Source organism: Candidatus Nitronereus thalassa (genome assembly GCF_032191465.1).
GTDB lineage: Bacteria > Nitrospirota > Nitrospiria > Nitrospirales > UBA8639 > Nitronereus > Nitronereus thalassa.
The window spans coordinates 2,100,203-2,117,020 of the sequence record NZ_JAQOUE010000001.1 but is presented as its reverse complement, the minus strand read 5'-3'; the positions used below and the strand labels follow the sequence as shown (position 1 = coordinate 2,117,020).

Here is a 16,818-nt window from a genome sequence, read left to right as displayed (position 1 = left end):
GAGAAAAAAATGCAGGAGGGAGAAAAACGGGGGCTCCAGCGTTTTGAAAGACTGGAGCCCCAATGAGATTAACGATGAAGAGAAGATTGAGCCGAGATTGAATTTTGATTCAACCCTTGATGAAGTGCGGCAACAATAGCCTCAGGCTCGGGATTGCCAGTTTGTGCCATATTGGTGTAGCGATCCTGTGCCATGGCAAAAAATGCTGGTTGATCTTCGGCAGGGACACCCATCAACGTGGCTAACGAGGCCAGATGCTCACCCTGACCTTGAGCCATTTCTTGGGATAAATTTTCGTAATTTGAGGCGGCGAATACATTAACTTTGTGTTCGGCCATGATCTGTCCGTCATTGGTACAACCAGATGTCCCAGAGCTAATCCCAAAGGTCTGGCTGCCAAACGTGCCATTGGTCGTGGCCATCATGACCTGTGGTGCGATGTTCTTTTGATTGGGGTAGTCTGACCAAGCCAATTTCCCTAATCCACAGCCAGGCCCAGAATCTGGATTTGCTGCCATCACCAATCCTGCTTGGCCCAGGATCGTTAATAATCCAACACACAAAGCAATCCTTGCTTTTGTCATACAACAACCTCCTTTTGAGTAAATTCAATAATGCAAAAACGGCATAAACCCTGGACGGAATTATACCTAATTGGTCACAAATGTATAGGGGGGATACTCCGCGAAGGTTAGTCTGCTGTTGCCGAACTCATTGTAACGGAAGGTATATTTAAAACGGCGTTTCGCCTTGGCGGAGTTTGGCGAGGGCTTGTTTGACATACTCGGCGTCTTGGCTGCCGGGTTGGAGATTTTTATGGGCGGTGGCCCAGTATTCTTCGGTTTCGCGATAGCGTTTCAAGTACCACAGGGCCAAGCCTTTGTACCAGTTCACACCGGGTTGATTAGGCAAGTCGACTAATACGGTGTCGAAATGTTTGAGCGCGGCTTTAAAAATTTTGGGATCGTCAAACTTGCGTTCTTCGATCATGATCACACCCAAGTTGTAATGTGCCTCATGATTTCGCGCATCCAACTCTAAGACTTTTTTATAAGCTTTGGTGGCATCGTCGATACGGTCCAAGGCCATGTAGGATCGACCGGCCATCATTTGGCCTTGCACATCGTCTGGGTTTTCTTTGAGCCGGGCTTCCAATCGGGCCACCATTTCCCGTGGGTCTGGGGCTGGTTGTTGGCCTGCCATCATCTCAGCTTGTACCTCGACCAGCCGATTGATGGTGCGCCATTGTAGGAAGCTATAAATCCCAACTGATAAAACCAGCACTATGAGGCTGGCCGCAATAGCTGGCCCCCATGCGTTCCCGCGTGTCGTGGCTTCATCACTTGGTGACACTTGTGCGCTCGATGTCGCTAAGGCCTCGAGCCGGTCCAGCACCCCAATTAAGCGCCGTTCGTCCGTGGCTTTTAGCCGCTCATAATCTTCTGGTTCCAATCGGCCTTGTGCGAGTTCCACATCGAGTTCTTGGAGTGATTGGCGCAGGACTTCCCGTTCCACGGCAAGGTCGGCTCGTTCTTGATCTTCGGCAGCTTCCTGGCTAATCAGGTCTGGCGTGTTGGGGTCTTTCGTCCAAAACGGGGAAGACACCGCAAGGATGACCCCGATAAGAATCGTGACACAGGCAATGACAAAAATAATCGACATGGGGATCGGTTAGACTGACTTACGGTTGTAGTTCTTGTTCAATGCGGCGTCGGGATTTTTCATCAAGAGGTGGAGGGATTTCGGTTGGCGGTGCCGGGGTTCGGGTGACCCAACTTTTGATTTCTTTTGCCAATAAGATTCCACCGCCAAGGAGCAAAAGAAATGGGGCCAACCAGATCAGCCAATTGTATCCATGTTTGGGCGGTTCCATCATGATGTAGTCGCCGTAGCGGCTGTGAAAGTATTTAAGAATTTCTTCAGCCGATTGGCCTTGGATCACTCGTTCCCGGACCGCTTCCCGCATTTGGTGAGCCAAGGGGGCGCCGGATTCCCAAATGTTTTCGGTTTGACACACGGTACAACGCAGGTTCTTCGCAATCTCTCGAACCTTTTCATCGATCTCTGATTCTTCCACGATTTCCGCCATGCCCTGAATAGGGAAGGTGATGCACAGCAGGATGATGATGGGCAGTAAGCGAGACATTTAGATCGTAGGGTTTGGCCCATTCAATAATGGCGTCAAAATGTTTTTCGTCAGATTGGTATAGACGTCGCCCACGATTGGGCCAATCCATTTATGGCGAATCACGCCCTGTTGGTCGATGACGAACGTTTCCGGCACTCCGTACACACCGAAGTCGATGGCTAAAGCGCCTTTCACATCACGCACATGGGGGAAGCTCGACCCGTGTTGTTTCAAATAAGCGCGGGCTTTGGGTAATTCGTCCTGGTAGTTAATGCCGAGCATGACAAACTCAGGATGATCTTTAAATTCCTCGTAAAGTCTCAACAAATTTTCATGTTCGACTTTGCATTCTTGGCACCAGGAAGCCCAGAAGTTCACGAGAATCACTTTGCCTTTGAATTGCTCTGAAGAAAGGTGTTGGTCAGATTCAACATCGGGCCCTTCAAATACCGGAGCTTGTGTGCCCACGAGTACTGGAGGAATATGTCGTGGATCGCCCCACAGCCCTTGATAAAACAATGACAGGAGGCCTAGGAGAACCACGAGGATGGTGATTTGTGTCGTGCGCGTCATTGCGATCTGTTATTCGTCACGTTTTCGTGGACGAAAAATGTTTAAAAGCACACCCAAACCCATGATGCCCCCGCCGCCCCATACCCAAAGGATTAAGGGATTAATCACGCCTCGAGCCACAGCCACGCCATCGGGAGAAACATCCGGCATGGTAAGAAAAATATGTCCCATGTTTTTGGCGTAGATGGCCGATTCGGTGGTAGGGGTTTGGGACGCATCGTACACGCGTTTCTGGGGCCGTAACTTCGTGAGTAAGTTATTGCCTTCGTACACTTCAAACACGCCTTCTTGGGCACTCCAGTTTTTTCCTCGCACTTCGTGGATGCGTTCGAGCTTCATTCGATAATCATCGATGACGAACTCATCACCGACTTTGAGGGAAACCACTTTTTCTGTTTGATAAACGGTTGACGCAATAATGCCTACGACCAGTACGAGTACGCCGACATGGGTCAGGAGTCCAGAGTATCGGCGTTGATTGGATGTAAATGCCGACAACGCCCCCTTCAAGAGGCTGACAGATTCTCGTCGCGAATACAGTGTCGAAATTTTTCCAAAGTCGATGGCAATGGCAGCCCCGGCAAAACCCACGACAAACGTGCCCGCCAACGCAAAAACGCTTCGAATACCTAAAGAGAACAGCACAATGGTGGAGACTAATCCAAGGCCTAGTGGTATCAGAAAGTTTTTCTTTAAGCTGGCTTGTGAGGCCTTTCGCCAAGGAATATAGGGGCCGACTCCCATCATAAACAAGAGTCCAAGGGCCACAGGCATAAATACCGTGTTGTAATACGGAGGCCCAACCGTAACTTTTGATCCTTGCCAGGTCTCAACCATGAGTGGATAGAGAGTGCCCAAAAAGACCGTGGCCGCTGCAACTAAGAAAAATAAATTATTGAAAAGAAATACCGACTCCCGTGACACCATGGAGTCCATTTCGACCTGACTCTTTAGTTTGTGAGCACGCAGGATTAGCGCACCAAAAGCAATGCCAATCACGGTGGCCACAAAAATTAAAATATACAATCCGCGCTCAGGGTCAGTGGCGAAGGTATGAACCGACGTGAGAACACCGCTGCGTACCAAGAACGTTCCAATCAACGAGAGCGAAAAGGTGACGATGATGAGGAAGAGATTCCACACCTTAAACATCTTCCGCTTTTCTTGAACCATCACGGAATGCAGGAATGCCGTCCCCACGAGCCATGGCATAAATGAGGCATTCTCAACAGGGTCCCATCCCCAATAGCCGCCCCATCCTAATTCATAATAGGCCCAATAGCCGCCCATTAAAATTCCGGTGGTAAGACACAACCACGCAAAGATCGTCCAGCGTTGAGTGACTTTGATCCATTCTTCTCCCAGCCGACCAGAGAACAAGGCGGCCATGGCAAAGGAAAAGGGAATCGAGAAGCCCACGTAGCCCATGTACAGCATCGGTGGATGCATGACCATGGCAGGGTCTTGGAGCAAGGGGTTTAAGTCTTTGCCATCTGCGGGAGTCGGGATGAGCCGGTCAAATGGACTTGAGAGAAAGAGAATCAAGAGCAGGAAGCCCATGATTACCAAACATTCCATTCCAATCAGATAGGGCATGATGGCTGGTTGGGTGCGCCAATGGAGCCAAACGGCGATCGTACTAAACGCAGACAAAATAAAGACCCACAAGAGTAATGAGCCCTCATGACCACCCCAGACGGCAGCGACGGTGTAAAACAAGGGAAGTTTTGAGTTTGACGTCGCAGCAACGTAGTGGACCGAAAAATCACGAACCAAGAAGGAATAAATCAACGAGGCCATGCCAATGGACAGGAGGATAAAGATCAGCGTGAGGGATATGCGGCCCACACGTACCCAATCCACATTGCGTGTTTGGAGTGCCAGAAATGACGAGACAATTCCAAACGCGGAGAGCACAAGAGCAATGACAACGGAAAAATGTCCGATTTCGATGATCATGGGTGAGAGGAGTTCTCGGTTCTATTGAACCAGGGATTTCATGAAATCCTTGCGAGGCAGTTCCACGCCGGCGCGTTTTAACTCAATAGGCATGTAATCTTCGGAATGTTTCGCCATGATAAGATTGGATTGAAATTGATGTTGTCCAGTCCAGTACCCTTCGACCACTGCGCCCTGGCCTTCCTTAAAGAGATCTGGCGGAATGCCCTCAAAGGTTACAGGAATCGTGGCTTCACCATCGGTGAGCTCAAAGGTCAGACCTAGGCGGTCAGCATAGGCTTTCATGCTGCCTTCCACAACCATGCCCCCCACGCGGACTTTTTTCTGATAGTAATCCGCCGAAAAGGCTTTGACTTCGGAGGGCGTAAAAAAATACACCAGATTTTCCCCGAAGTTTCCAAGGGCGAGATAGGCTAAAGCCCCGCCAACTAGTAGGAGGCTGACAATGATCCCGATTTTTTTATTTTTCGATCCCATGCCTTATTCTTCCTGATAAAGTTTGGATGCTTTAATTTCTTCATATAACAGGCCTACACGTCGACTCATGACAAACAGAAACAGCGCCAGAGGAATGAGCCCGATCAAGTACGCTCCTATCACAAATCCATAATTCGTCACTAACCCGATATCGCGAGCTTCAAAAATGTTATCAGAAGGATTCCATTTTCCAATCAAGATAAGCGTCTTCAGCTCTCTGAGATTATCCGGGGGCGGCCCCAAATAGTGAACGGGAATAGTCACTTCGTCTTCAACCAATTCAAACGTCGCGTCTCCAGCATCGACCTTTCCGGCCAAGGTTCCGCCGCGCACCATACCCAAAACCCGAACCTCTTGGGTTAAGCCTTGCGTCTTGACTTGCGAAGGCGACAAAGTCGCCAAATGTTTTTGATAGTGACTGAAAGTTAAAATGCTTAATACGACAGCCACAATCAATACAACGATCCAACGAACATACAAACTGGTCATGAGTCGGTTTTCGACATGTGAAACTGGCTCATGAGCCGCCCCTTTTTGGCGTGCAACAGGCGGTCCAAATACAATAATTGTGTCCGGACCATCAACATGTACGAAAACAAAAGAGACATTCCAATGCTCATAAAAAGGAGCGGAATCAAAATTCCCGATGAAATGCTCACACCTCGCATGGAAATCGATTGCGGTTGATGCAACGTCCGCCACCATTCCACGGAATAGTGAATGATCGGCAAATCCACCAATCCAAGAATGGCCAACACCGCCGCATACCGCGCTTCCTTTTCAGAATCGTCGATAAACGTGCGAAGCATTAAATACCCAATCAAAATCAGCAACATGACGGTGTACGATGTGAGGCGCGCATCCCAGGTCCACCAGGTATTCCAGGTGGGTTTTCCCCAAATCATCCCTGTGGCCAGGGCCAACGTGGTAAACATTGCACCGAGGGCGGCCACCGCGTGACACATGTTGTCGACGATGGGGTCACGTTTCCATAAATACCAGATGCTACCGATTGATAAGACGATATACGCAAAAAGCGAGGTATGGGCCAAGGGCACATGCACATACATTATCCGAACAATCTCGCCCTGATAGTAATCAGGCGGAGAACCAATGAGTCCTAGGTAGAGCCCCGCCATAATACACAGGGCCGCGCTCCCACCGAACCAGCCCTGGAAGCGTTGAACTTTTCGTATGACTCGATGAATGATCATTCCTATCTCGTTACTCTTACCTTCGCATCTGGGCTATTAATTATCCATCACAAATTCAAACATCCAAAAGGACACGACCGTAAAAATCACATCAAAAATGGCGAGTAGCTCAAGCCATTGACTGTATATGGGCAGGGGGGAGCCATTGAGGGCGCCCTTCGTGGCCTCAACCGCGGCGATCATCACCGGGACCACCAGGGGAAGGAGTAAAATCGGAAGCATCACTTCACGAGCCCGAATTTGAACCGTCAAGGCCGAGAACAGCGTCCCAACGGCGCTAAGACCCACTGTGGCTAAGAAAAATATTAACAGAAGGAGCGAAATCTCTTCAACGACGTCCAAATTGAAAAAGATCACAAACATTGGAAACAAAAGGATTTCCACTACAAACATAAACAGGAAATTCGCGGCGACCTTGCCCAGGTAAATGGCCCCTTTGGATTCAGGCACCATTTGCAGGGCTTCCAAGCAGTCATTTTGCAATTCGGCGGAAAATGATTTGCCCAAACCGATAATGCCAGTGAAGGCGAAGGCTACCCAGATAATACCTGCAATGACCTCACGGGCGGCCTGCTGGTCCATGGAAAAGCTAAAACTAAAAATGAGGATTACGATCAGCGCGAAGAATACCATTGATGAAATGGTCTCTCGGCTTCGCAGCTCGGTGACCAGGTCCTTCCACACAATCCAGCGGATGACGTTAAAAAAGGTCATCGGATTTGAGCGCCTCGATTGAAATTTCCTGAAGGGTCCCTTGGCGAAGCATGCCAGCGCGGCTGGTAATGGGACGGGCTTTATCATGGTCATGGGTGGACATCAGAACCGCGGCATTGTCGGATAACCGTTCCCGAATATACTCGCGCATGATTTCCGTGCCCGTGGTGTCGAGGGCGGTAAAGGGTTCATCCAGCAGTAAGACTTTGGGTTTGGCTAACATCGCTTTGGCTAGCGCCAACCGTTTTTTCATGCCTGCCGAATAATTTCGCACTTTCATCTCGGCAAACGCTCCTATTCCCACACGATCCAATGCCAGCTTCATCTCGCGTTCGCCTGGGCATTGTCCACGCAAGGCAAGAGAGAATTGTAAATTCTCGCGCGCATCCAAATCCTCGTAGAGGTGTGCTCCATGAGCTAAAAACATCATATGGAATCGAATAGCTTCTTTTTCCTTTAGCCCATCCAGGCCTAGAATTTGATACTTTCCGTCACTGGGGCGTTGAAGGGTTGCCAGGATTTTGAGCAACGTTGTTTTACCAGCGCCATTTGGGCCGAATAGGGAAAAGCACTCGCCTTCCTGAATCGTGAGGCAAAGATTGTGAAGCACCTCATAATGCCCATAGAATTTACTGATGTTATGGCATGAGATGGCGGTCATGATATTGGAAGTTGTAAGCTTTCTTTTTTGAGAACGTGGGATGAGGCTATTGGCAGAGGGAATCTGTTTTGTAATTATAAATACCTAGGTATTTTTATTTATTTTAATCAAGGTGATCCATGAAAACAGGTTCAATGCCTGGGTCTGCCGAAATGACTACGTAGTATAATTGATGGGAAGGCTGCATGTCTAGGTCAGCCTTTTTCATGACAGGCTTAATTGACGCCTCCCAGATGGTATGAATATCATGACCGGCTCATCCTGTGTTCGCTACCCACAAAGACCAAGGGATGGTATTCTACATTGATGAGGCATTCATGGGTTCTTTTATTGTTCGCAATGGTCTTGGGAGTCGGGTGTGATTCTGGGTTGACGGAAAGTCCTCCCGATCCAGAAGCGGGCCAGACTGTAGCGTTTCAAAAATCTCGTCCCACTATTGGAGCGCCTGCGGAAGAGTTCACGCTGATTGACCTTGAAGGAAAGTGGCTATCCCTTGCGGATTATAAGGGCAAAGTCGTCCTTCTGAATTTTTGGGCGACCTGGTGTGGTCCCTGCCGGGTGGAAATGCCTAGCATGGAGATTGTGTACAAGGATTTGAAGGACCAAGGTTTCGAAATTTTAGCGATTTCCTCAGATCATCAAGGCAGCGTGATTACGCGACCATTTGTGGAAGCCAAGGCGCTTACCTTTCCCATTCTCCACGATGCGGACTATCGTGTGAGTGGCGCGTATGGCATTCGCACCTTGCCTATGAGTTATTTGATTGATCGTCAAGGCACTCTTCGTCACCGTGTGTTTGGCGCACGTGATTGGAATAGTCCAGAAGCTCGGGAATTAATTCAAAATTTGTTGGATGCGTCGTAACCCATGATCGATTCACTCAATCAGGTTTCGCTGTTTGCAGCATTTAGTGCGGGGCTATTGTCGTTCGTTTCCCCCTGCGTGTTGCCGCTTGTTCCGTCTTACGTGTCCTATATCACTGGTCTATCCCTTGAACAATTAACCGACGCTGCGGAACGCCATCGATTGCGAAAATCTATTATGGTGAACTCCTTGCTGTTTATCGCGGGATTTTCAACGGTCTTTATTGCGTTTGGAGCCTCCGCGAGTTTCATTGGTCAAGTTATGTACGAATACCAAGATATCATTCGAAAAATCGGGGCCGTGTTCATTATTATTTTTGGGCTGTATATGGTTGGTCTGTTGAAATTGAACTTTCTGATGACCGAACATCACTTGGTCCAATTTGACAAGCGCCCCGTGGGATATGTGGGATCGTTTTTAATAGGCACGGCCTTTGCGGCGGCCTGGACTCCCTGTGTGGGGCCCATCCTTGGTGCTATTCTGGCTTACGCCAGCACTACCGAATCCATGCAAGATGGCATTATGTTGTTGGCTTCCTATTCTTTAGGCCTTGGCTTACCACTCTTCATTACGGCGTTTAGCGTGGATAGTTTTTTGAACTATTTTAAAAAGGCCCGCTTGTATCTTCGAGGAGTTTCGGTGGTCGGTGGATCCTTTTTGATTTTGGCTGGAGTACTCATTTATGGCGACTCCCTCACCCGAATTACCAGCTTTCTTGAGCGGAATGGCATCGGTTGGTATATCGGACAGTAATTAATTTTCCCTCCTTCTAGGCACCTGTCTTACATATTTTTCTAGGCCAACACCAACATCGGGCTGTCATGGCGGAGGCAAGTTCAGGGGGTGGTATGACAGTATTTGAAAAAAGAAAAGGCCCACCGGCTTAATGCCATGTGGGCCTTCACACAGGAGGATGCGCCATGGTTTGACTCTCTCATGAAATCTGAATCCTGTCGATACCTCATGTGAGGTATGTCTTCATTAAAAAGTATTCCATGACAACTTACATGCCCGTATTGGGGAGGGTAAGAAAAGAGAATTCGAGAGGCAAGAAAACTAGTCGCTTATTCGCACCAGGTTCCTGTTTGGCAGGTTATAGGTGCTGGAGTCGAGGAATGGTTTGCGGAAATAGAACTCGAATCGATCGAGCCAGAGGTTTCACACCAAGATCCTATGGCACATTCGGTGTGCGAGGGTTTGTGTTGGGCGGTTGTTCCCTGATGGGAATTTTTTGCAGAAGGGACAATCGGGGCTGATTGGTTCAAGGGAAGAAAACTGGTCGTGAGAAGGTTGGTGTCCAACGTTCCCAGGTTTTGCGCGACGACAAGATTGGGGTGTTCTTTTTGAATGCTGGCTAACATTTTTAAGCCATCATTGCGTAATTTGTGTTGGGGATGTTCTCGAACTAAAGCGACCAGCCAGTCCCGAGACCAATCTGGCACACCTAAATCATTGTAGGTTTTAGCCAATTCGTATTTAGCTTCTGCCGCCGCGTCCAAATGAGGATAGGAGTCAATGATCATTTTATAACGCTGGGCGGCTGCGAGATAGGCTTCTTTTTTATAATAAAATTCCGCGACAAATAAATGGTGTTGGGCCAAGAGGTCTTCGCATTCGCCGATCTTAATTCGGGCTTCGGCTTCGTATTGGCTAGCTGGATGCTTTTGCATCAGTTCAATAAACTCATTACGGGCTTTTTCAATGGGGCTGATATCGCGGTCAATCGTTTGGATCATTTTGAAGTGGCTGAGTGCGAGTCGGTACTGGGCGTAAGGTGCGAGCACGTGGTTGCCATGAAGATCTAAAAAGTGTTGGTATTCGACGATGGCTTCGGCATAGCCTTCTTTATCGTGAAATGATTCGGCTCGTTTCATGATGACATTGGGGTCGTAGTTCATTTCAATGGTATCCCCAACAAAGATCTGTTCATCGGTTCCACTGAGAGGAACGTCTTGAGAGACGGTTTCCTTTTCTGGCGTGCTTGAACAACCGCCTGCCAGTAGACCAGCCAATAGGATAGTTCCGACGACTCTGAAGTAAATTTTTCTTGGTTTCATTATAAGTTAATTGATTAACAAAATTGATAGCAGATGTTAAGCTTCTAACATTACCATGGTACGTACTTTCACGCAAGTTGGGCCTTCGAAAATTAGTGGTTATCGAATGCAGGAGTAAAAACGGAGATTGGGCGAAGCCCACTCTAAAACAAACTTCATGAAAAACCGAGTATTCAGCCGAATCAAAGGTACTGGTACCTATTTGCCCGAGCGTGTGGTCAGCAATGACGAAGTGGCTTCATTGTTGGGTTTGCCGGATGAAGATGTCTTTCGAGTGACGGGTATTAAAGCACGGCATTGGTGCCATCCAGAGCAAACGTGTTCGGACTTAGCAGCAGAGGCTGCCCGTCGGGCATTGAGTGCTGCGGATCTCTCCATTGAAGCGGTCGATGCCATTTTGGTGTCGACGACCTCTCCCGACACCATTTTCCCGTCAACCGCGTGTTATCTCCAACAAAAATTGAAGGCCCGACCTGTGGCTGCATTTGATTTAGCCGCGTCTTGTACAGGGTTTTTATATGGGTTGTCGATGGCCGACTCCTTTATCCGATCCGGGCAATATCGGTGTTGTCTTGTCGTGGCGGCGGAAGTGAAATCCCGATATCTGGATGGTACGCGGAAGTCCAGTGCCATGTTGTTTGGCGATGGAGCCGGAGCCGCGGTGATGGTAAGAGATGAAGGGATAGCGGCAGCGGACTCGAACAAGGCGCCAGGAATTTTAGGAATTCGTTTATATTCTGATGGGGCATATCGTAACCTTATTACTGTGCCTGCGGGAGGATCGAAACTTCCAGGCAGTGCCGAAACAGTTGAAAATCATCTTCATGCCATTGAGCTGAAAGGCAGCCAAGTATTTCGCACGGGCGTTAAGCGGTTGAGTGTGGCTTTCGCAGACATACTTCGGGAGTTCGACCTCAAGGTTAGTGATATTACTCAGGTGATTGCGCATCAAGCGAATGCTCGAATGCTTCGAGCCATTGCCAACCGTGCCCGTCTGGCTCCGACCCAAATGTTTTCGATGATTGAGCAGGTAGGCAATACCTCGTCGGCTTCCCTGCCCATAGCCTTGGATGCAGCCCAAGGGCAACACAAGTTTGCCGAAGGCGACCTTATACTTCTTGGTGCCTTTGGTGGTGGGTTAACGTGGGGAACCGCTCTCATCCGGTGGTAAATAGGCCCGTCTTTGTGGGACTTTTTGCGTGGCGATGGGTGTAATTCGTCTCCTGTCGCTCGCATTTCGTCTCTCTTTGTTTACGGGCGACGTATCTCTTAAAATAAGTTGACGAAATAGCGAAACCTAGCCTAAGGTGGCTCGACTTTTACCTATGTTTTTCCCCTTGCTGAACTTTCCAAGGCGAATCCCATTTCCGGCAAATGTAAGGAGGCTTCCGTGAAGAAAATATATTTAGCCAATCCGCGAGGATTTTGTGCTGGCGTTGATCGGGCCATTGAAATTGTTGAACTGTCGCTCAAGCGGTACGGTGCTCCGATTTATGTGCGGCACGAAATTGTGCATAGCCGGCATGTCGTCAATTCGCTACGTGAACGCGGTGCCGTCTTTGTCGAGGAATTGGATGAAGTGCCCGATGGAGCCTTGGTGATTTTTAGCGCCCATGGCGTCGCGAAAAGTGTGTGGGAGGATGCGAGGCGGAGAAACTTAAAAGCGATCGATGCTACCTGTCCGCTTGTCATCAAAGTCCACAATGAGGTCAACCGGGACTACACGAATAATTATGAACTCATATTAATCGGCCATGCTGGGCATCCCGAAGTGGTTGGGACTTTGGGGCAAATTCCGGATAAGTTTCATTTGGTGTCCTCTGTCGAGGACGTGGAAAACCTACAAGTGGAAAATACCGACCATTTATCCTATGTGACCCAAACGACCCTGAGTGTGGATGAGTGCCGCGAAGTCGTGGAAGCCCTACATCAGCGGTTTCCAGGCATTAAAGGACCTCACCAAGAAGATATCTGCTATGCTACCCAAAATCGCCAAAATGCCGTCAAAGAATTAGCCAAGTTTGTAGAGCTGATTCTTGTGATTGGTTCGCCCAACAGTTCAAATTCCAACCGACTTCGTGAATTGGCGGAGCGCTTTGCTATTCCTAGCTATCTCATTGATTCTTATAAAGATATCCAAAGCGATTGGCTCAAGGGGGTCGAATCAATTGGGATTACTGCAGGGGCTTCGGCCCCAGAGGTCCTCGTCACAGAAGTGGTTTCCTACCTCAAAGGGTTGGGTGCAACGGAAGTCGAAGAGCTGACTGTCGTCGAAGAGGATGTGGAATTTCTCCTTCCCAAGGAATTAGTCATGCCTGGTCGCAAATGAAAAAGGTCTGCTATATTGCAGTTGTCCTGAAGTGGATAAAAATCAGTAAAACCACAATACTTGGAAGTATTATATATGGTAACCCACGACATTTAGTGCTCTGCCTTTGATTTTTTGCTATACCTGTGTTAGATCACCCCGGATAAATTTCCTGTATTCACCATTCCAACAAGGCTGACGGATTTTATGCAACTCAAGTCGATGATCGTTTCCGGGTTTAAGTCCTTCCACGAAGCCAAAATCGATTTCCCCAAAGGGATTACCGCTATTGTGGGCCCAAATGGAGCTGGCAAAAGCAATGTGGTGGATTCCATATTGTGGGTCTTGGGAGAACAAAGTACCAAGGCTCTCCGAAGCGAGAAAATGGAAGATGTGATTTTCAATGGCACGGAATCCCGAAAGCCTTTGGGCATGGCCGAAGTGTCCTTGATCGTTACTGATGTGACCAGTCAGGAATTGGAATCTGTGGCCGGGGTGTTTGATGAGCTTCCCGGAAATAAAGAAATCATGGTCACTCGGCGGTTGTACCGGGATGGAGACAGTGAGTATTACATCAATAAAATTCCCTGTCGGTTAAAGGATGTGCGCAGCCTGTTTTTAGAAGCGCGGGCTGGGACCAAAGGACATACGGTGATTGAGCAGGGCAATATTGATCAGATTTTGTCCGGGTCACCACAGGACCGTCGGAATTTTATTGAAGAAACGGCGGGCATCGGACGGTTTAAAAAACAAAAAAACGAAGCACTTCGAAAGCTCAATTCCACGGAACAAAATTTGGTTCGGGTCCGGGATGTCATCGGGGAAGTCCAAAAACAGCTTCGGACACTCGAGCGTCAAGCCCGTCAAGCTGAGCAATATGGAAAGCTCCAAGAAGAATGTCGGGCTCTCGAGCTGAATGTCTTGCGCTGGGATTACCAAGAATTAGGGCGTGACCGCGCCGACTTTGAAAATCAAATCTCCGCCCTGGAAGCCCAGGAGGCTGAGCATATGGCTGAAGAAGCGACGGTGACCGCGACGCATGAACAGCTCAAAGAAGAGCAGCTCCGGGATGGGGAAGTCGTGGGGAAAACCCAAGAAGAGCTACGCAAGCTGGAACATGAAATGGGGCAAACCCTCACGGTCCTGGAAGTGGAACGTCATCGAATCCAACTCTATACCGAACAACAGGCTCAAGGAGTAGAAGAACAAGATCGTCTCGGGCGGGAATCCGCGAATGCGGTCGGTGCCATTGACTCGCTGCAACAGCAGTTAACCCAGGCCAGGGAGGACGCCCAACAGGCGGAACAGACCCTAGCCCGACTGGAAGCTGAAGAACAAGCGCTGGTGGACACTCGGTCATCCTTGCAAGCCCAGGCCGAAAGTTTACGGAAACAAATTTTAGAGGGAACAGTTGAACGAACTCAATCAGAGACCCGGCTTCAAAACTTAGATGCACGTCAGGAGGATCTTAGCCGTGAAATTCGGCAACTTCAGGAGGATCAATCACTTGGTGAAACCGACCTTACAGACATTCGAGATAAGTTGGTTGATGCCCGTGAAAAGCTTGGGCAGCTGACCACACAAGTTCAATCGACACGTGCTCATCGTGAAGAGATATTGTTACAGCTTTCCCAACTCGATCAGCAAATTCGTGATGTGGAACAGCAACGGGTTAACGGGAAAACCGAGCAAGCTGCGGCAGAGTCCCGTCTGGCAGCTCTTCAAGCCGTGCTCCAGGAAGAATTTGGGTACGAAGGTGGAGCAGAAAGTTCATCCATCCGCCAGACGTACCAGGGGGTGAAAGAAGCCGTAGGTGAGTGTCTTGACGTTCCTCAGCAAATTGAGCAAGCGGTTGAAGCGGCCTTGGGCGAACATATTCGTGCCTGGGTAGTTGATGGAGAGAGCGATATTCTTCAAGCGCTACAATTCATGAAAGAGCATGACTTAGGTCGAGGTACATTCATTCCCTCACAACCCTATGACATTACTCAAGGGCAAGTGCCGGATTGGTGGTCTGAGCTGCAATTACAGGAAGGCGTAATGGGGCGCGCCGCAGAAATGGTAGGTGTTCCTGAGGAATTGAAGGCTGTGGTTCATTCTCTCTTGCAGCGCGTGGTGGTTATTCAAAATCTTGATCAAGCCTTGGCCTTAGTTCGTCAGCGTCGATGGGTTGGACCCACAGCCCCTCTTTTCGCGACGCTTTCTGGAGAGATTGTCGAAACATCAGGGTTGGTGAGTGGAGGATCAACCGGAGATTCGAGTGGCGTCCTTCAGCGAAGACGCGAAGTACGAACCTTAGAAAGCCACATTGCGGATATTGGACAACGTCTTGAAGCGACGGAACGTCGGCATAAAGAATTACGGCAAGAGCACGAAGCAGCCAAGGAACAATTACGGACGCTAGATGAGTTGCTGAAGGAGTCCGAACGGAATGTCCTCATGGCAGAAAATGAGGTCAGTAATTTTGAACAGCAGATTGCGGATGTTGAAGAGCAGGTGCAATCGGTAACTCAGGAATTAGCCTCCAACCAGGCCGGTCTCGTTCGCCTGAAAGAACAAAGCCAAACCTGTCGTGATCGCCTCGGACAATTGGCGCAGGAGCAGACGACCCAACAGTCGGATTTGGACAGGTTAGTGGCCCAGCTTCAGGAGGTTGAAGCTGAGACCTCCCGTTTATATGAACAATTGACCGGTGCCCGACTGACCCGCACGACTTTACATGAGCGACGAGAGCGCACGCAGGCTGATTCGGATCGGATTCAGCAGGAAGAAGAGGCTCGACAATCACGGATACGTCTATTGGCGGAAAAAGTTCAAACCCTGGAAATAAAAGCTCAGGAAAGCCAGGCTGAACAGAATCGCGCCGAGATATTATTCAAGAATCTCGAGCAACAGAAAGACACGCTCCGAGGAGAATTGCAAACCTTGGAGGAGCGCCACCATGCTGGCATGAGTCGGGTCCGGGAGTTTGAACAGCGGTTGGCCGATATCCGGAAACAATTTACCTCCACCCGAGATAAGCGAGCCGCCCTTGAGGTGCAGTTAGCCGAAGTGCGAACACGGTGGCAGACTGTCGTCGATACTTTAACCGGCACCTATGGGCAGTCTGTTGAAGATCTTTCGGAGCCAATATCGTTTTCTGAAGACTCTGATGGTTCTGAACATACCGCGGAAGGCCCAACCGCCTGGCGGGAGCGGGTCGGCACGATCCGAGGGCGATTGGAACGAATGGGTCCTATCAATTTGGCGGCGATTGAGGAACATCGTGAGCTGGAAGAGCGTTTCCAATTTCTGACCAAACAGGAAGCAGATTTATCCGAGTCGATCCAATCATTGCAAGAAATTATCGACCGCTTGAGCCAAACCACGAATCAAATGTTTGAGGAAACATTTAAGGCGGTGCAGGAAAAATTCGGGGAGGTATTTTCTGCGCTGTTTGCCGGAGGACATGCAGAGTTAGTCTTGGCTCTGCCGGAATCAGAGGAGGACGGGGAAGGTAATTACTTGGATGCTGGTGTGGATATTGTGGCCCAGCCTCCTGGAAAACGGCTCAAGAATCTCTCCATGTTATCGGGGGGAGAGAAAGCCCTTACCGTGCTCGCGTTGTTATTCGCCAGTTTTCTTATCAAACCATCACCCTTTTGTATCCTTGACGAGGTGGATGCGCCGTTGGATGAACCCAACGTGATTCGCTTTGCGAGATTCTTGACTCAATTGACTGATCTTTCACAATTTTTGGTGATTACCCACAATAAACGTACCATGGAAATTGCCGACTCATTATTTGGGGTGACCATGGAGGAGCCTGGGGTGTCCAAGTTTGTATCCGTACGAATCGGAGATTTGCAAAATGCCTAGATTTT

The 16,818-nt window shown here is 49.1% G+C and carries 16 protein-coding genes; 5 read left to right on the top strand and 11 right to left on the bottom strand.

The genetic code is table 11. From position 1 onward, the window contains the following. Positions 1-68: 68 nt before the first annotated feature. The 10 genes from PPG34_RS09470 to ccmA all read right to left on the bottom strand — a co-directional run bounded on the left by PPG34_RS09470 (position 69) and on the right by ccmA (position 7,726). Entirely contained in the window at positions 69-584 is a 516-nt protein-coding gene (locus PPG34_RS09470; RefSeq protein WP_313833013.1) for a DUF3015 domain-containing protein, read from the bottom strand. A 148-nt stretch (positions 585-732) separates the two neighbouring features. Then, positions 733-1,662, bottom strand: a complete 930-nt coding sequence (gene ccmI, locus PPG34_RS09465; RefSeq protein ID WP_313833012.1) for a c-type cytochrome biogenesis protein CcmI — start codon at positions 1,660-1,662, stop codon at positions 733-735. 19 nt (positions 1,663-1,681) lie between these two features. Next, positions 1,682-2,146 (bottom strand): cytochrome c-type biogenesis protein, encoded by a 465-nt coding sequence (locus PPG34_RS09460; RefSeq protein WP_313833011.1) that lies wholly within the window; start codon positions 2,144-2,146, stop codon positions 1,682-1,684. After that, positions 2,147-2,701: a TlpA family protein disulfide reductase gene (locus tag PPG34_RS09455; protein ID WP_313833010.1), complete on the bottom strand. Its 555-nt coding sequence runs from the start codon at positions 2,699-2,701 to the stop codon at positions 2,147-2,149. It abuts the gene before it with no gap. Between the two features lie 9 nt (positions 2,702-2,710). Further along, positions 2,711-4,660, bottom strand: coding sequence for a heme lyase CcmF/NrfE family subunit (locus PPG34_RS09450; protein WP_313833009.1), 1,950 nt, complete (start codon positions 4,658-4,660; stop codon positions 2,711-2,713). A 21-nt stretch (positions 4,661-4,681) separates the two neighbouring features. Beyond that, positions 4,682-5,137: a cytochrome c maturation protein CcmE gene (ccmE, locus tag PPG34_RS09445; protein ID WP_313833008.1), complete on the bottom strand. Its 456-nt coding sequence runs from the start codon at positions 5,135-5,137 to the stop codon at positions 4,682-4,684. 3 nt (positions 5,138-5,140) lie between these two features. After that, positions 5,141-5,626 (bottom strand): cytochrome c maturation protein CcmE domain-containing protein, encoded by a 486-nt coding sequence (locus PPG34_RS09440; protein ID WP_313833007.1) that lies wholly within the window; start codon positions 5,624-5,626, stop codon positions 5,141-5,143. Beyond that, positions 5,623-6,351, bottom strand: coding sequence for a heme ABC transporter permease CcmC (gene ccmC, locus PPG34_RS09435; protein ID WP_313833005.1), 729 nt, complete (start codon positions 6,349-6,351; stop codon positions 5,623-5,625). The genes PPG34_RS09440 and ccmC overlap by 4 nt, the downstream gene beginning before the upstream one ends. Before the next feature lie 36 nt (positions 6,352-6,387). Beyond that, a complete protein-coding gene (locus PPG34_RS09430) occupies positions 6,388-7,065 on the bottom strand; it encodes a heme exporter protein CcmB (protein WP_313833004.1) in 678 nt (225 codons plus the stop codon). Further along, complete coding sequence (gene ccmA, locus PPG34_RS09425; RefSeq protein ID WP_313833003.1) at positions 7,052-7,726, bottom strand: heme ABC exporter ATP-binding protein CcmA; 675 nt, start codon at positions 7,724-7,726, stop codon at positions 7,052-7,054. Before ccmA ends, PPG34_RS09430 begins: the two co-directional genes overlap by 14 nt. A 306-nt stretch (positions 7,727-8,032) precedes the next feature. On the opposite strand from ccmA, the gene PPG34_RS09420 reads away from it, so the two are divergent. Both PPG34_RS09420 and PPG34_RS09415 read left to right on the top strand, forming a co-directional pair. Further along, positions 8,033-8,590: a peroxiredoxin family protein gene (locus tag PPG34_RS09420; RefSeq protein WP_313833001.1), complete on the top strand. Its 558-nt coding sequence runs from the start codon at positions 8,033-8,035 to the stop codon at positions 8,588-8,590. Between the two features lie 3 nt (positions 8,591-8,593). Then, complete coding sequence (locus PPG34_RS09415; RefSeq protein WP_313833000.1) at positions 8,594-9,343, top strand: cytochrome c biogenesis CcdA family protein; 750 nt, start codon at positions 8,594-8,596, stop codon at positions 9,341-9,343. Between the two features lie 311 nt (positions 9,344-9,654). On the opposite strand, the gene PPG34_RS09410 is transcribed toward PPG34_RS09415, so the two are convergent. After that, the gene (locus PPG34_RS09410) at positions 9,655-10,647 is read right to left on the bottom strand and encodes an outer membrane protein assembly factor BamD (protein WP_313832998.1); all 993 of its coding nucleotides are present in this window, start codon (positions 10,645-10,647) and stop codon (positions 9,655-9,657) included. Between the two features lie 157 nt (positions 10,648-10,804). Between PPG34_RS09410 and PPG34_RS09405 the strand changes: the two genes are divergently transcribed. From PPG34_RS09405 to smc, 3 genes are all read left to right on the top strand, one after another. Next, the gene (locus PPG34_RS09405; protein ID WP_313832997.1) at positions 10,805-11,818 is read left to right on the top strand and encodes a 3-oxoacyl-ACP synthase III family protein; all 1,014 of its coding nucleotides are present in this window, start codon (positions 10,805-10,807) and stop codon (positions 11,816-11,818) included. A 219-nt stretch (positions 11,819-12,037) separates the two neighbouring features. After that, the gene (ispH, locus tag PPG34_RS09400) at positions 12,038-12,976 is read left to right on the top strand and encodes a 4-hydroxy-3-methylbut-2-enyl diphosphate reductase (protein WP_313832996.1); all 939 of its coding nucleotides are present in this window, start codon (positions 12,038-12,040) and stop codon (positions 12,974-12,976) included. A gap of 186 nt (positions 12,977-13,162) precedes the next feature. Then, the gene (smc, locus tag PPG34_RS09395) at positions 13,163-16,813 is read left to right on the top strand and encodes a chromosome segregation protein SMC (protein WP_313832995.1); all 3,651 of its coding nucleotides are present in this window, start codon (positions 13,163-13,165) and stop codon (positions 16,811-16,813) included. The last annotated feature ends 5 nt before the right edge of the window (positions 16,814-16,818 follow it).

Coding starts and splice junctions, on each gene's coding strand:
- PPG34_RS09470 (WP_313833013.1), bottom strand. CDS start 584: ATGACAAAAGCAAGGATTGCTTTGTGTGTTGGATTATTAACGATCCTG.
- ccmI (WP_313833012.1), bottom strand. CDS start 1,662: ATGTCGATTATTTTTGTCATTGCCTGTGTCACGATTCTTATCGGGGTC.
- PPG34_RS09460 (WP_313833011.1), bottom strand. CDS start 2,146: ATGTCTCGCTTACTGCCCATCATCATCCTGCTGTGCATCACCTTCCCT.
- PPG34_RS09455 (WP_313833010.1), bottom strand. CDS start 2,701: ATGACGCGCACGACACAAATCACCATCCTCGTGGTTCTCCTAGGCCTC.
- PPG34_RS09450 (WP_313833009.1), bottom strand. CDS start 4,660: ATGATCATCGAAATCGGACATTTTTCCGTTGTCATTGCTCTTGTGCTC.
- ccmE (WP_313833008.1), bottom strand. CDS start 5,137: ATGGGATCGAAAAATAAAAAAATCGGGATCATTGTCAGCCTCCTACTA.
- PPG34_RS09440 (WP_313833007.1), bottom strand. CDS start 5,626: ATGACCAGTTTGTATGTTCGTTGGATCGTTGTATTGATTGTGGCTGTC.
- ccmC (WP_313833005.1), bottom strand. CDS start 6,351: ATGATCATTCATCGAGTCATACGAAAAGTTCAACGCTTCCAGGGCTGG.
- PPG34_RS09430 (WP_313833004.1), bottom strand. CDS start 7,065: ATGACCTTTTTTAACGTCATCCGCTGGATTGTGTGGAAGGACCTGGTC.
- ccmA (WP_313833003.1), bottom strand. CDS start 7,726: ATGACCGCCATCTCATGCCATAACATCAGTAAATTCTATGGGCATTAT.
- PPG34_RS09420 (WP_313833001.1), top strand. CDS start 8,033: ATGAGGCATTCATGGGTTCTTTTATTGTTCGCAATGGTCTTGGGAGTC.
- PPG34_RS09415 (WP_313833000.1), top strand. CDS start 8,594: ATGATCGATTCACTCAATCAGGTTTCGCTGTTTGCAGCATTTAGTGCG.
- PPG34_RS09410 (WP_313832998.1), bottom strand. CDS start 10,647: ATGAAACCAAGAAAAATTTACTTCAGAGTCGTCGGAACTATCCTATTG.
- PPG34_RS09405 (WP_313832997.1), top strand. CDS start 10,805: ATGAAAAACCGAGTATTCAGCCGAATCAAAGGTACTGGTACCTATTTG.
- smc (WP_313832995.1), top strand. CDS start 13,163: ATGCAACTCAAGTCGATGATCGTTTCCGGGTTTAAGTCCTTCCACGAA.